The sequence below is a fragment of the Vibrio quintilis genome (genome assembly GCF_024529975.1).
In the GTDB taxonomy this organism is placed as follows: Bacteria; Pseudomonadota; Gammaproteobacteria; order Enterobacterales; family Vibrionaceae; genus Vibrio; species Vibrio quintilis.
Window position 1 is genome coordinate 932,735 of the sequence record NZ_AP024897.1, and the last position, 13,115, is coordinate 945,849.

The 13,115-nt window shown below is 43.8% G+C and carries 14 protein-coding genes; 9 read left to right on the forward strand and 5 right to left on the reverse strand.

The features are described from left to right. The first annotated feature begins 62 nt into the window (after positions 1-62). The 3 genes from OC443_RS04550 (at position 63) to OC443_RS04560 (ending at position 2,393) form a co-directional block, all read left to right on the forward strand. Complete coding sequence (locus OC443_RS04550) at positions 63-725, forward strand: XRE family transcriptional regulator (protein WP_073586550.1); 663 nt, start codon at positions 63-65, stop codon at positions 723-725. Next, a complete protein-coding gene (locus tag OC443_RS04555) occupies positions 709-1,662 on the forward strand; it encodes a phage integrase (RefSeq protein WP_073586549.1) in 954 nt (317 codons plus the stop codon). Before OC443_RS04550 ends, OC443_RS04555 begins: the two co-directional genes overlap by 17 nt. A gap of 86 nt (positions 1,663-1,748) precedes the next feature. After that, complete coding sequence (locus tag OC443_RS04560) at positions 1,749-2,393, forward strand: hypothetical protein (RefSeq protein ID WP_073586548.1); 645 nt, start codon at positions 1,749-1,751, stop codon at positions 2,391-2,393. A gap of 245 nt (positions 2,394-2,638) precedes the next feature. On the opposite strand, the gene OC443_RS04565 is transcribed toward OC443_RS04560, so the two are convergent. Beyond that, positions 2,639-3,970, reverse strand: coding sequence for an IS4 family transposase (locus tag OC443_RS04565; RefSeq protein ID WP_073586003.1), 1,332 nt, complete (start codon positions 3,968-3,970; stop codon positions 2,639-2,641). Positions 3,971-4,224: 254 nt separating this feature from the next. After that, positions 4,225-4,422, reverse strand: coding sequence for a transposase (locus tag OC443_RS26355; protein ID WP_159440363.1), 198 nt, complete (start codon positions 4,420-4,422; stop codon positions 4,225-4,227). Between the two features lie 436 nt (positions 4,423-4,858). Here OC443_RS26355 and OC443_RS04570 point away from each other — a divergent pair, with 436 nt between their 5' ends. The 3 genes from OC443_RS04570 to nfsA all read left to right on the forward strand — a co-directional run bounded on the left by OC443_RS04570 (position 4,859) and on the right by nfsA (position 6,926). Then, positions 4,859-5,773 carry a dienelactone hydrolase family protein gene (locus OC443_RS04570; RefSeq protein ID WP_073585580.1) on the forward strand — a complete coding sequence of 305 codons (915 nt, stop codon included), beginning with the start codon at positions 4,859-4,861 and terminating at the stop codon, positions 5,771-5,773. A gap of 86 nt (positions 5,774-5,859) precedes the next feature. Next, positions 5,860-6,195 carry a DUF1904 domain-containing protein gene (locus OC443_RS04575; RefSeq protein ID WP_073585579.1) on the forward strand — a complete coding sequence of 112 codons (336 nt, stop codon included), beginning with the start codon at positions 5,860-5,862 and terminating at the stop codon, positions 6,193-6,195. A gap of 8 nt (positions 6,196-6,203) precedes the next feature. Next, positions 6,204-6,926, forward strand: coding sequence for an oxygen-insensitive NADPH nitroreductase (nfsA, locus tag OC443_RS04580; protein WP_073585578.1), 723 nt, complete (start codon positions 6,204-6,206; stop codon positions 6,924-6,926). Positions 6,927-7,181: 255 nt separating this feature from the next. On the opposite strand, the gene OC443_RS04585 is transcribed toward nfsA, so the two are convergent. The 3 genes from OC443_RS04585 to rdgC form a co-directional block, all read right to left on the reverse strand. Next, positions 7,182-7,436, reverse strand: coding sequence for a YfhL family 4Fe-4S dicluster ferredoxin (locus OC443_RS04585; protein WP_073585577.1), 255 nt, complete (start codon positions 7,434-7,436; stop codon positions 7,182-7,184). Between the two features lies 1 nt (position 7,437). Next, the gene (gene trhP, locus OC443_RS04590; RefSeq protein WP_073585584.1) at positions 7,438-8,838 is read right to left on the reverse strand and encodes a prephenate-dependent tRNA uridine(34) hydroxylase TrhP; all 1,401 of its coding nucleotides are present in this window, start codon (positions 8,836-8,838) and stop codon (positions 7,438-7,440) included. Between the two features lie 151 nt (positions 8,839-8,989). Next, the gene (rdgC, locus tag OC443_RS04595) at positions 8,990-9,907 is read right to left on the reverse strand and encodes a recombination-associated protein RdgC (protein WP_073585576.1); all 918 of its coding nucleotides are present in this window, start codon (positions 9,905-9,907) and stop codon (positions 8,990-8,992) included. A gap of 192 nt (positions 9,908-10,099) precedes the next feature. Between rdgC and phoB the strand changes: the two genes are divergently transcribed. The 3 genes from phoB to OC443_RS04610 are packed head-to-tail and all read left to right on the forward strand — an operon-like array spanning position 10,100 to position 13,103. After that, a complete protein-coding gene (gene phoB, locus OC443_RS04600) occupies positions 10,100-10,789 on the forward strand; it encodes a phosphate regulon transcriptional regulator PhoB (protein ID WP_073585575.1) in 690 nt (229 codons plus the stop codon). A 20-nt stretch (positions 10,790-10,809) separates the two neighbouring features. Next, entirely contained in the window at positions 10,810-12,111 is a 1,302-nt protein-coding gene (gene phoR, locus OC443_RS04605; RefSeq protein ID WP_073585574.1) for a phosphate regulon sensor histidine kinase PhoR, read from the forward strand. Next, entirely contained in the window at positions 12,108-13,103 is a 996-nt protein-coding gene (locus OC443_RS04610; RefSeq protein WP_083601728.1) for a PstS family phosphate ABC transporter substrate-binding protein, read from the forward strand. The genes phoR and OC443_RS04610 overlap by 4 nt, the downstream gene beginning before the upstream one ends. Positions 13,104-13,115 lie beyond the last annotated feature (12 nt).

Consider the following 13,115-nt stretch of genomic DNA (forward strand, 5'->3'; position numbering starts at 1 on the left):
ATTTAAAGACAAGTCAATCTTTTGTCTTGAAATAAAGACGGCAATTGCGTTGGTATTGGTTTATGTATTTGAAAAATAAAGAAGAAAAAATTCTGAAAGATTTTCCTAATCGTTTAAAAGATGCAATGGGAAGTGACACACTGAGGACTTTTGAAGAGAAAAGTGGCATTTCGAGATCTGTCTTGTCTTCATATCTGAACGGGAAAACATATCCGACTCTGGATCGACTGACTGCGATATCAGTTGCATCAGAAAAATCAATTGAATGGCTGGCCTCTGGTGAAATCACTGATGACAGAATGGTCGCCGTTTATCAGTATGACTTATGTGTCAGCGCTGGTGCCGGTGCATTAGTTGAACATGAAAAGCCTGTTGCAGAATTTCGTTTCAGTCAGGATTGGTTACGCCAGCAGGGACTACATGGAAGACAACTTTCAATTGTTCAGGTGATGGGGGATAGCATGGAACCCAACCTTTACGATGGTGATTTAATTCTTGTCCGGCATGATGAAGCAAGAGATGGTATCTGTGTGATTCGTGTGGATCAGGACGTACTTGTTAAGCGGGTGCAATATGACTATGCAGAGAAAAGCTTTTTGATATCTAGCGATAACCCTCGATATAAACCGTTTCAGTTGAGTAATGATTTTGATGGTGATTTCAAAGTAATTGGTCAGGTGGTGCGGGTACTTCAGAGGGTGAAAGAGCGTGATACAGTCCAGTGAGTGGGGGTTTTATACCACCGATGATCCAAACCGTTTTTTTGTCCGGGAGCGCGACGCAAAAAACCATGAAATCACCTTATCATTAAGAGATCAGGAACTACACCCGAACCGGGATACACGCCGGTTAGATGAGATGATTACAATCTGGTATCGGATGCATGGTAAAACCTTGCGTGACCATATCCGGCTGAGAAAGCTTTTGTACCGGATGTCAGAGCGGTTAGGCAATCCGATTGCTTCAGATTTGACCAATGAACATTTCGCAAAATACCGGGAGCAGCGGACGCAGGAAGTTACCACCACCACGGCCAACCGTGAACATGCTTACTTACGGGCGATGTTTAACGAGTTAAAGCGCCTGGGGGTGATTGATTACGATAACCCGGTGCAACATATCCGGCAGTTTAAAGAGCGTGATGGTGAGCTACGGTTTATGACGCATGATGAAATTGACAAGCTTTTACACGCCTGTCTGCTTTCCAGTAATGCATCTCTGATTTACGTGGTGAAAGTCTGTCTTGCGACCGGGGCGCGGTGGAGTGAGGCGGAATCGCTGAAAGCCTCTCAGGTCGCCGGAGGTAAGATCACTTTCCTCAATACTAAATCAGGCAAAAACAGAGCGGTTCCTATCAATGATTCACTGTTTGCTGAACTGCTTAGCCTTGGCAAGAGAGGTGATGAAAAATTGTTTCTATCCAGTTTAAGCGCCTTTCGTAAAGCGGTTGCCAGAGCACAGATCCAGTTACCCAAAGGGCAGATGTCCCACGTTCTGCGTCATACCTTCGCCAGTCATTTTGTTATGCAGGGTGGCAATATCGTTGTATTGAAAGATATTCTTGGGCATAGCGAGATCACGACCACTATGCGGTACTCACATTTGGCGCCCAGTCATTTGAGTGATGCGGTTAAGTTGAACCCATTGAATGAACATCAATAATTTTTTGTAGGAAATTACATTTATCGAATAAAATATACTTGTCTAATTATTAATGTAAATTTATCTATGTAGTGAAGGTGTATTTTATGATATTTATTAATACAGCAATTGATGAAGGTTTTTGGTCTATATTTGGAGCAGTGGTAGGTGCATTTTTAGGCGCTTTATTCGGTTTTTTTACATTATTATTTAATGAAAGAAGGACAACATCAAAATTATCTGATTCACTGTATAAAGAAGCTGAGTTTATTTCTTCTTATATGAAGGATTTTTTCATATCAGTAGTTAGTGAATATAAAAGAAGTAAAATATTTCATGAAAAAGGTGAGAGTTTTTCAGGGCCTTCAAATATAGATTTTAATACAATTAACACCATTTTCATGGAGTTATATAAAACGAATAAAATACCATCAGTAGAACATCGTAAATTCATACATAACATCAAGTATCAATGGGAAATGGTAAATGCTTATGATATAGATAGAGTAAAATTAATTAAAACGAATGCTTTTTATCTTGTTGATCGAGCTAAATGTTTGGATATTATCTACTCTCTTGTGACAGTGTTGTATTACTTTGACTTGTTCTGTACTAATAAGGAGAGTTTTAAATTTGATGAGTCAGATTTTCTTTTACAAGCTAATTATATTTTTAATAAGTTAGAAATTGATGGTGATAAAATAATTAATGTCATTAACAAACAGTTGACAGGGATGAAAGGCTTATCATAGGAGAATAACTATTCATTAACTTCTGAAATAAGAACACTATGTATTATATTTTTTTTGTTTCTTAAAGAACTATTACGCCCCCATACGCCCAAAACGAAATTTCCCCTTTTTGTAAGCTATTGATTTATTAATGGTGTAAAGGGTTTTCCAAATCCGCGTGTTGGGGGTTCGAATCCCTCCACCCCTGCCATTATAAATTGCATAATTATGCAAAAACAGAAACCCGCTCATTGAGCTAACTCCTATCACTTAAGGTGCTTGGAGCGAACTGGATAGCGGGTCTTACTTATACGAACGGTCCTTGATTTGGGCCGTTTTTTTCGCTCAGGCAAGATGTAGCGTTTTACACGTTCACGCATCGCCCTCAGTTTTTTGGGGATCGAGCCTGGTGAAGCTATTGCACACCACATGAGCTCGTCCTGGATATCTCGAAGCGCCATCATAAAACTGATCCGCAAAGGTGATACCCCTGCCTCTTTAGCAATACGGCTTATCTCCAAACGAACAAGGTTGTAGGCGATAAGTATTCCCCATATTTCTTGTTCCACTCCCTCAACTGACTGGCTTCGCAGTAACACTTCATCCTCAAGCATATCGTGCTTTATTTCGCCGTAGCTGTTCTCAACTTCCCACCGCTCAAAATAGACATCAAGCAGAGATTGGAGACTATACTGGCTGTCGGTTAGAGAGGTAAGGAGCCCTTTGATATGGTTGGGTTGCTCTTGCTCCGGGTAAAGAACGAGCCTTGCTTGCCATTTTTCAGGTAGGCTCGGGTCTTGCCTTAATGCATGTTGAGAGACGCTCATCTCCACTATTAAATCTCGACCCTCCTCATCCAGCTGTTCGATAACTTCATACTGAGTATTAGATTTTATCGGGGTCATCCAATGGCTTGAACCGTGTTGTCGTGACCAGTTAATCATCAGCTCTGCACTTAGGTAGCATCGGTCAAAAATAGTAAGGGAGTTGGCAGGAACTGAGGGAATGAGCTGCTTTGCATAGTTCACTTCGCCTGTAGAACTTGGGCCAAAAGCAACATTATAGAGTAGACGGCTGCGTAGGGAGCAAAGTGCACATAATCTGACAATAGGGTATTCGGTATGGCGAGTTTTGCTGTGTTTAACGTAATGAAAATGTTCGGCCAGAGGACTGGTATCATGCGTTCTAAACTGGGTGCCATCGACCGAGAAAAGTCTCAGCCCATACCATGTATCTTTATTGTCTTCCGCACCTGTCCAATGCTCGGCTGTTAAAGAGAATAGGGCTTCGAGAGGTTTGGCTGTTAATCGCTTTCTTGCTTGGGGTATAGCGCTTGGAGCAATGGACTCTCCCAGAGAATTAGAAAGCTTCAGATCTAATTTATCAAGTACATCAGTAATAGGCCGGTCACGGTACAAACCAATTCCAACAACGAGCCAGACTACGAGCTCAGCAGGTAGCTTTCGCCGCCTCATGCTCGCTTTATTTGTTTCATCAAGTGCTTGATTTATCCACTCTAGTGGAAGCTCTTTTTGAAAGAGTGCAAGAGATTCCGGAGAAGCAAAGTCATCAACATCAATAAGCCAGTGAGCCAACATAAAAATACCCTCAAACATAAATGCTTGAGGGTATTTTCAACCAACCACAGGATCGTTCAACTGATCATTTACTTAACTGATCGGAGTTAGCTCATTGAGCGGGTTTTTTGCGTTTATAGCTAAGAAAAATTCAGATCTTTATAGTGGGAAATATTGCTTGAAGAGATTTGAAAGGAAAGGGCTAATACCAATCTGGAAAATTAACTGGTCAGGTCTATCCATCTTCTCGAACACATCTTGGTGACTCTTTTGGATCAATCCCAAAAACTATTCCATGCATCGCAGACTTTGGAGATGATGTCCTCGTAATCAGTAAAAGATTGGTTGGTTAGATAGCGTTGCCTCAACCAACTCGATACCTGTTCTATCGGGTTCAACTCTGGGGAGTATGGTGGTAGTTTGCTAACACTCACGTTATTCAATTCATTGGCAATGTCTTCCGCGTATGCCACGCTGCACCATCCATAACAACGACTGCGTGATGTCCCTTTTCTGTGACTACCGATATTTGCTTTAAATGCTGTATCATGATGCCTTTATTGGCCCACGGGACGACTATAGCACTCACCAGTGCTTTTGCCGGGACAGACTGAGCCAAACAGATAGGTATACTTAAATAGTTGTTGCTTCACGGCTCTTGGGCGGGTTTCTCTTTCTGCCCATAAACGTTTGAAGCCCATATGGTTGAGCCGGTCATACAGACAGGAATCTTAGTGATCCATTTGTCTGTATACTGAGCTTGATATTTCAGGTTATCAAGCGGTTCTGATGTTAAAGCTTACCTTTTTACACTATGAGCATGAGAATGATTATCAGAAAATTTCTACTTTCTGAAGTGAGTAAGCTACTCTGGAAAGATGTCCATCACAAATTCAGTAGAGAGTTATTATGTCTGAGAATCATTTGGTGCCGTCATCAGGTCGTGTTGAGAGAGAAATCCCCCAGGAAGCATTTGATTGGTATGATGAGTATGCACATGGCTTGATTGACCGTCGGGAGTTTATGCAGCGATTGTCTGGGTTAGCTGTATTGGGTTGGAGTATGACGGCTCTTACTGCAGCTTTAATACCGGATTATGCGCAGGCAGAACAGGTGTCATTTAATGATCCAAAGATTAAAGCTGAATATATAGAATTTGATTCCCCAAAAGGTCATGGAAAAGGGCGTGGATATTTAGTCATGCCCCGCAATCCCGATAAAAAACTGCCAACAGTTCTGGTTATTCATGAAAACCGGGGATTAAATCCCTACATTAAAGATGTAGCAAGACGGTTAGCTATAAAAGGTTATATTGCTTTTGCTCCGGATGCTCTTTTTCCTCTTGGCGGCTATCCCGGTAATGATGATGACGGGAGGGCAATGCAAAAGAGCCTGAGTCGGGACAAAATGGAAGAAGACTTTATTGCTGCTGCCCGTTTTATCAAAGGGCATGCGAAAGGGAATGGAAAACTGGGAGCGGTTGGTTTTTGCTTTGGTGGTTACATTGTCAATCTGCTTGCAGCAGAAATGCATGAAGATTTAGATGCAGGTGTTCCTTTTTATGGAACTCCGGCAGCAGAGGCATTGGTATCTCAGGTAAAAGGCCCGTTACTGATTCATTTTGCAGAGCTTGATCAGCGGGTCAATAAAACCTGGCCCGGTTATGAGCAGCAACTAAAACAGAATAAAGCGGATTATCAGGCTTATATCTACAAAGGTGTGAACCATGGATTTCATAATGATTCAACGGCCCGTTATAACGAACCTGCGGCTGAATTAGCCTGGGAAAGAATGCTAAAATTTTTTGATACACACCTTTCCTGAATTGTGACAGAAAAGAAAATGCAGGTTATGTCGCCGTGATGGATTTATGTTGCTATGATGCATAAAAAATTCACAGGAAGTAAAACATGCCTCATTTTCGTTTTCGGGCTGTACCGTCCGGGATTGTTCAATCTCTCTCAAAAACGCTCACTGATGACTTTCAGGAACCGATGCAATCTCCCCGTGAAGATTTCACGTTCGAATTAATCCATACAACTTTCTATGCAGAAGGTGAACCTGCATCGATGTATCCTTTTGTTGAAGTTTTATGGTTCGATCGGGGGCAGGCGATTCAGGATCAGGTCGCTGTGACAATTACTGAGCGAATCAGGGCAGCTATGCCTGATCCTGAACTGGATGTTGCTGTTGTTTTTACTGCGCTCCAGCCAGGACAATATTATGATAATGGCAGTCATTACTGAGGTGAGATATGAACAACGTTATAGATACTATTTTAGCACATCGCTCGATAAGGGCATTTAAGGATACTGAGGTATCTTCAGAGCAGCTGGAGCGAATTATTCAGGCTGGTATTGCGGCTTCTTCATCAAGTTTGATGCAGGTTGTGTCTGTGATCCGGGTAACGGATACAAATAAACGTAAGACACTGGCCCAGCTGGCGGGTCATCAATCTTATGTTGAGACTGCTGCTGAGTTTCTGGTTTTTTGTATTGATTATCAGCGTCATTATGAACTGAATTCAGATATTCAGCCCGATTTTATCGAATTAACATTGATCGGTGCCATTGATGCCGGAATTATGGCGCAGAATTGTTTACTTGCTGCAGAATCTATAGGTTTAGGTGGTGTGTATATCGGTGGGCTCCGAAATTCACCCAGCGAGGTTGATGAGCTACTTGGTTTACCTCAGCATACAGCAGTGATGTTTGGTTTGTGTCTCGGTGTACCGGATCAACAGCCCGAATTAAAACCCCGGTTGTCTCCGGATGTTATTGTACATGAAAATCAGTACCAGCCTTTAGATCAACAAAAAGTGAAAGAATATGATCAGGTGATGCAGCAATATTATCAGGCACGTTCTGATAATACTAAACAGCAGGGGTGGTCAGATCAGGTAACGAAGAAGCTTAGCAAAGAGTCTCGTCCCTTTATTCTGGATTATCTCAACCGGAAAGGACTGGCTCGCAGATAATTCTTTCATTTCACAAAATCTGCTGATATCTATACCCAAGCAACCTGAAGATGCATGATTCAGCTCACGCCCTGCGGGTGAGTTTGTCTGGCTTTGATACAGCGTGACTGATTTTCAACGTAGAATGACTCTATTTTCAAATCAGTGCTTTGTCTCAAAGCCAGACAAATCTCACTGAACCCTTGGGTATAAGATATAGAAAAGGCCGCGTCCACTGACTGAACGCGGCCTTTGTATCACCACTAAAGTAACGTGTTAAGCTAATCCCTGAATTATCACAAACTTTTCAAGAAGCTGATCATCGGTTTCGATATGCTCAGGGTCGGTGATGATACAGTTGTTAATTGGACACACGGACTCACACGTCGGCTTTTCATAATGCCCTTTACATTCGGTGCAGAGCGCCGGGTTGATTTCATAGATCGAATCTCCCATCGAAATCGCACCGTTAGGGCATTCGGGTTCGCACATGTCGCAATTGGTACACTTGCTGGTAATCAAGAGTGCCATATTATTTACCCGTTGGATTCCGGGTATCCTGTCCTTCACCCAAATTACGCATCAGAAGCGCAAATTCGAGATCAACATCTTCAGGAACCGGAATAAAGACAAAATGCCCGTTACCTTTTGCATCATCAATGGCTTCTGCTTTACGGTTTTCCATTACTTCCAGATTGAAATGGATATTACCGCTCGGCGTCATTAGTTCCAGACTATCGCCAAGACAGAATTTATTTTTCACCTGGACTTCAACTAAATCACCACGGCGCTGACCGGTAAATTCCCCCACAAACTGCTGTGAATCAGAAATGGAATAGCCATAGTCGTAATTCTGATAAGCGTCATGAGTATGGCGGCGCAGGAACCCTTCGGTATAGCCACGGTGCGCCAGACTTTCAAGTGTTGACATCAGTGTTGGATCAAATGGCTTGCCTGCGACCGCATCATCAATCGCTTTACGATACACCTGAGCAGTACGGGCGCAGTAGTAAAATGACTTCGTCCGGCCTTCAATTTTTAATGAGTGAACCCCCATGCGGGTTAATTGCTCAACATGCTGGATTGCACGCAGGTCTTTCGAATTCATGATATAAGTACCATGTTCATCTTCGAATGCGGCCATTTTATCTTCCGGACGGTGGCTTTCAGACAGCAATACGACTTCGTCGGTTGGTTTACCAAGACCAATCGTATTTTCCGGACGTTCTTCCTTTACATCTATCGCCTGAGTTGTGTCTGGCGTGAACTGTTCAACGATTTGTCCGGCATCATTTTCTTTCCCCTGCTCGACTTTATATTCCCAGCGGCAGGCATTGGTGCAGGTTCCCTGATTCGGATCCCGCTTGTTCATGTATCCTGAAAGCAGGCAACGACCGGAATAAGCCATGCAAAGCGCACCGTGGACAAAAACTTCAAGTTCTGTCTCCGGGCATTCCTGACGAATTTCTTCTATTTCTTCTAAAGATAACTCGCGCGAGACGATGACCCGCTCAACCCCATTTTTTGCCCAGAACTTCACGGTTGCCCAGTTCACCGCATTTGCCTGTACCGACAAGTGAATGCTCATCTCAGGGAAAGCATCCCGGACCATCATGATCAAACCCGGATCTGACATAATCAGAGCATCCGGCCCCATATCAACCACAGGTTTCAGATCACGGATAAAAGTCTTCAGTTTGGAGTTATGCGGCTGGATATTACAAACCACATAAAACTTTTTACCTTGCGCGTGGGCTTCATCAATACCAATTTTGAGGTTTTCATGATTGAATTCGTTGTTACGTACCCGAAGGCTGTAACGGGGCTGGCCGGCGTATACAGCATCTGCGCCATAGGCAAATGCATAACGCATGTTCTTCAGGCTTCCTGCTGGTGAGAGAAGCTCAGGAACAAATACATTTTCTTTCGTCATTGCTTTTTCCAAATCTGATTTCAAGTCAGGCTGACACCACCAGATGGTGTCAGAGGGCGGTGATTTTACGTTAAAACGGGCAGGGATCCCAGCTTTGATTTTCCGGGTTTTGATGAGGTGCTGACGCACCTCAGACTTCAATATTCGGTTTTCAGGAAGAACCGGCTTCTGGCAGGCCACCAAAGGTTTCAAACAGGAAAGGCAGTAACAGAGATAATTCTCCGCACATCAGTGAAAAATCTGCATCAAACCGTGCGGCAAAGTCTTCCTTAGGAATATCTTCATTTTGATCGGTCAGATCATCACTGTATTGAACCCGTTTGAGAATCGCATCATCTGAAAGGATAAATGACACGCGATCACACCAGGAAAGACCGAGTTTAGTGACGACCTTATTCGCCTGAATATGACTGAGGATTTCATCCGTGTTTAAATCCTGCTTTTTACAACGGATGGTGGCGCCATCATCAAGAATGGATTTTAATTCCGCTTCATCAAGTAACTGCAGCCCTTCGGGCAGGTTGCCATTTTGCACCCAGCTGGTCATCACGGTTTCCAGAGACTCTTCAGAAATGGCTGGAATGACTGGCAAACTTCCCATGGTTTTTCTGAGCAGAGCAACCAGATCTTCAGCTTTCTTATAACTGCTGGTATCGACCACTAATAACCCTAATGAAGGCATGATCAGCAAATAAGTTAACTGACTTTTGGAGAAAGCTCTGGGCAGCAGATCGATAATAATATCGTCTTTCAGAGTGTCTTTTTCCTTTTTCTTTAACGGCCGGCCTTCCTCCGCTTCGAGTGCCGAGACTTTGGTTGACAGGGAATCTTTAATCACGGATGCAGGCAGGATTTTCTCTTCTTTTTTGGCACAGATAAGAATACGGTCTTCGGATACATGTGTCATCATTTCACTTCCGGACCCAAGCACGCTGGTCCATCCCGATTTTTGCTTGTCCTGACTGCCACAGGGCGTGAAACGAAATTCAGCCAACTGCTTTTCCAGCTTATCAGCGTTGAATTCAATATCACGATTGAAGCGATAAATTACACAATTTTTAAACCACATAAGTATTCTCTTATCTTTCTTTCAAACCGAATATCATAGGGGAAATATTGATGAAATGCATAGCTTGTTTTAAAAAAAGCAACATGAAGTGAATACGAAAGTTATATGAAAATTTGTTTTCAAAGGTCACAAAAGTGTCATAATTATTTTTAATAATGCAGGACGTTGATAAAAGATAAAGGCTAATCTGTTATGTCAAGAAGGATTCTCGTGGTTGAGGATGAAGCACCTATCAGAGAAATGTTGTGCTTTGTACTCGAGCAGAAAGGATACCAGGCTGTTGAAGCAGAAGATTATGATACTGCGGTAACGAAACTGGCTGAACCTTTCCCTGATCTGGTGCTCCTTGATTGGATGCTTCCCGGAGGAAGTGGCATTAACTTCATTAAGTATATGAAGCGTGAAGAGCTCACCAGAAATATACCTGTCGTGATGTTGACTGCACGCGGTGAAGAAGAAGATAAAGTTCGTGGTCTTGAGGTCGGTGCTGACGATTACATCACTAAGCCATTTTCGCCCAAGGAACTGATTGCCCGCCTGAAGGCTGTGATTCGCCGGGTTACACCAACTGCACTGGAAGATGTGATTGATGTACAGGGATTGAAACTGGATCCTGTTTCACACCGGGTGACTGCCAATGATAAAGCGTTGGAAATGGGGCCAACAGAATTCAAGCTGCTGCACTTCTTTATGACCCATCAGGAACGGGTCTATAGTCGAGAACAGCTGCTGAATAATGTCTGGGGTACGAATGTTTATGTGGAAGACCGGACTGTGGATGTTCATATCAGACGCTTGCGTAAAGCACTGGAAGAAGCTGGCCATGATAAGCTGATTCAGACTGTTCGTGGTGCCGGATATCGTTTTTCTGTTAAATCTTAAAGCCGGAACTAAGGAATACAATGGTTGAACGTTTAACCTGGAAAAGGCTGGCTTGGGGGCTGACTTTTTTTTACTCTCCATGGCTGGTGATTGGCTGGGTTTTTGGTTTTATGCCCTGGTTGCTGTTGTTTGCGACCGCTATTCAGTTGATTTGGCATTTGAATAATCAGATGAAGCTGTCTGTTTGGTTGTGGGATGATAAACGTTTAACGCCTCCATCAGGAAAAGGTAACTGGGAATCTTTGTTTAACGGGATTTACCGTTTACAACAGCGGCAGCGAAAAAAGCGCAAAGAGCTGACGAATCTGATTCGCCGTTTTCGTAACGGTGCAGAATCCTTGCCTGATGCAGTTGTTGTCTTCCGTGATGAAGGAAATATTGTCTGGTGCAACAAACTCGCCCAGCATTTACTGGGTTTTCGCTGGCCTGAAGATGAAGGACAGCCGATCTCAAATTTACTTCGTGCGCCTGATTTTATTAAATATCTCAATAAAAGAGATTTTTCTGAGCCTCTGGAAATTCATTCTCCGCTGAATGTGGAAAGAATGCTGGAACTGCGTATCGTTCCTTACACCGAAGGTGAGCATTTACTTGTTGTGCGTGATGTGACGCAGCTGAAACAGCTGGAAGGGATGCGGCGCAACTTTTTTGCCAATGTCTCTCATGAATTACGTACGCCGATGACCGTGTTACAGGGCTATCTGGAAATGACTGAAGATCCGGATATGATGACAGGGCCGGTCTGGGTTAAAGCTCATGGTGTGATGACAGAGCAGCTGAACCGGATGAACAGCTTGGTGAACCAGTTACTGACGTTGTCGAAGATAGAAGCCGCGCCGATGCATGAACTGGAAGATGTGGTTGATGTGCCGGAAATGCTGAGCGTTCTTGAGAAAGAAGCGGCCAGTCTGAGCGGAGATGCGCATCATCAGCTGCATTTTGAAATAGATTCAGCGCTAAAAGTGTTAGGTGATGAAGATCAACTGAGAAGTGCCATCTCGAACCTGGTTTACAATGCGGTGAAATATACACCGCCGGGTGCTGAAATATTTGTTCGCTGGTACGACTCTTATCAGGGGGCCTGCCTTGAGGTCGAAGATAAAGGGGATGGCATTGCTCCACAGCATTTACATCGCTTAACTGAGCGTTTTTACCGGGTGGATAAAGCCCGCTCCCGGGATACGGGGGGAAGTGGATTAGGGCTGGCAATTGTGAAGCATGCGCTGTCTCACCACGATTCACATCTGAATATACAGAGCGAAGTTGGAGCAGGGAGTGTTTTTTCCTTTATATTGCCGAAAAGGTTAGTTGTATCTGCATGAACCAGAAATTGTTGTACTGTGTTTTGTTGATTGGCTGTATTTGTAGTGTCACCGCATTTTCAGGTGAAGTGACGTCGTTTGTTCATGAGAAAACTGCCGGTAAAGATCAATTGCCGGTTTATGACAAAGGGGAGAGTGTCTCCGGGAGCCTGCTTTCTGTCGGATCTGATACTTTGGCCGGAGTAATGTCGCTTTGGGTGGAGGCTTTCCATACTTATTATCCGAATGTGAATGCACAGGTTCAGGCATCGGGTTCATCCACTGCGCCACCTGCTTTAATTCAGGGAACTGCACAATTCGGGCCAATGAGCCGGGCAATGCGCAAGAGTGAAATTGAATCTTTTGAGCAGGCATATGGCTATAAACCAACAGAACTCAGGGTGGCAATTGATGCGATTGGCTTATTTGTACAGAAAGACAATCCGGTCCGGGGATTAAATTTCGAACAAATTGATGCCATTTTTTCTGCAACCTTACGTTGTGGCGCGCTTCGCCGGATTGAAACCTGGTCACAGCTGGGGATTAAGTCGCGCTGGGCAAGAAGAGCGATTCAATTATTTGGCCGGAACTCGGTTTCCGGGACTTATGGCTACTTTAAGAGTCATGCATTATGTGGCGGAGATTTTAACGCTCAGGTGAATGAACAGCCGGGATCTGCATCGGTTGTCCAGTCTGTCGCTTCGTCCATTAATGCCATTGGTTATTCCGGTGCCGGATACTCGGTCTCCGGCGTGAAACGAATTCCTGTTGCCCGGACCGGAAACCATTACATTTATCCGACCCGGCAAAATATCCTGTCAGGCCAGTATCCGCTTTCCCGCTTCTTATATATGTATGTGAATAAGAGCCCTTCAAGACCTCTGTCACCGGTGGAACAGGCGTTTATCCGGTTTATCTTTTCACGTCAGGGGCAGTTACTGGTCGCCAAAGACGGATATATTCCCGTTTCAGCAGAAATTGCGAAACGGGAACTGGCAAAAGTCGGGCTTTAATCTTTGCGCCTG

Excerpts from the sequence above, each read along its gene's own strand:
- OC443_RS04550 (WP_073586550.1), top strand. The coding sequence starts at position 63 with ATGTATTTGAAAAATAAAGAAGAAAAAATTCTGAAAGATTTTCCTAAT.
- OC443_RS04560 (WP_073586548.1), top strand. The coding sequence starts at position 1,749 with ATGATATTTATTAATACAGCAATTGATGAAGGTTTTTGGTCTATATTT.
- OC443_RS04565 (WP_073586003.1), bottom strand. The coding sequence starts at position 3,970 with ATGTTGGCTCACTGGCTTATTGATGTTGATGACTTTGCTTCTCCGGAA.
- OC443_RS04570 (WP_073585580.1), top strand. The coding sequence starts at position 4,859 with ATGTCTGAGAATCATTTGGTGCCGTCATCAGGTCGTGTTGAGAGAGAA.
- OC443_RS04575 (WP_073585579.1), top strand. The coding sequence starts at position 5,860 with ATGCCTCATTTTCGTTTTCGGGCTGTACCGTCCGGGATTGTTCAATCT.
- nfsA (WP_073585578.1), top strand. The coding sequence starts at position 6,204 with ATGAACAACGTTATAGATACTATTTTAGCACATCGCTCGATAAGGGCA.
- OC443_RS04585 (WP_073585577.1), bottom strand. The coding sequence starts at position 7,436 with ATGGCACTCTTGATTACCAGCAAGTGTACCAATTGCGACATGTGCGAA.
- trhP (WP_073585584.1), bottom strand. The coding sequence starts at position 8,838 with ATGACGAAAGAAAATGTATTTGTTCCTGAGCTTCTCTCACCAGCAGGA.
- rdgC (WP_073585576.1), bottom strand. The coding sequence starts at position 9,907 with ATGTGGTTTAAAAATTGTGTAATTTATCGCTTCAATCGTGATATTGAA.
- phoB (WP_073585575.1), top strand. The coding sequence starts at position 10,100 with ATGTCAAGAAGGATTCTCGTGGTTGAGGATGAAGCACCTATCAGAGAA.
- phoR (WP_073585574.1), top strand. The coding sequence starts at position 10,810 with ATGGTTGAACGTTTAACCTGGAAAAGGCTGGCTTGGGGGCTGACTTTT.
- OC443_RS04610 (WP_083601728.1), top strand. The coding sequence starts at position 12,108 with ATGAACCAGAAATTGTTGTACTGTGTTTTGTTGATTGGCTGTATTTGT.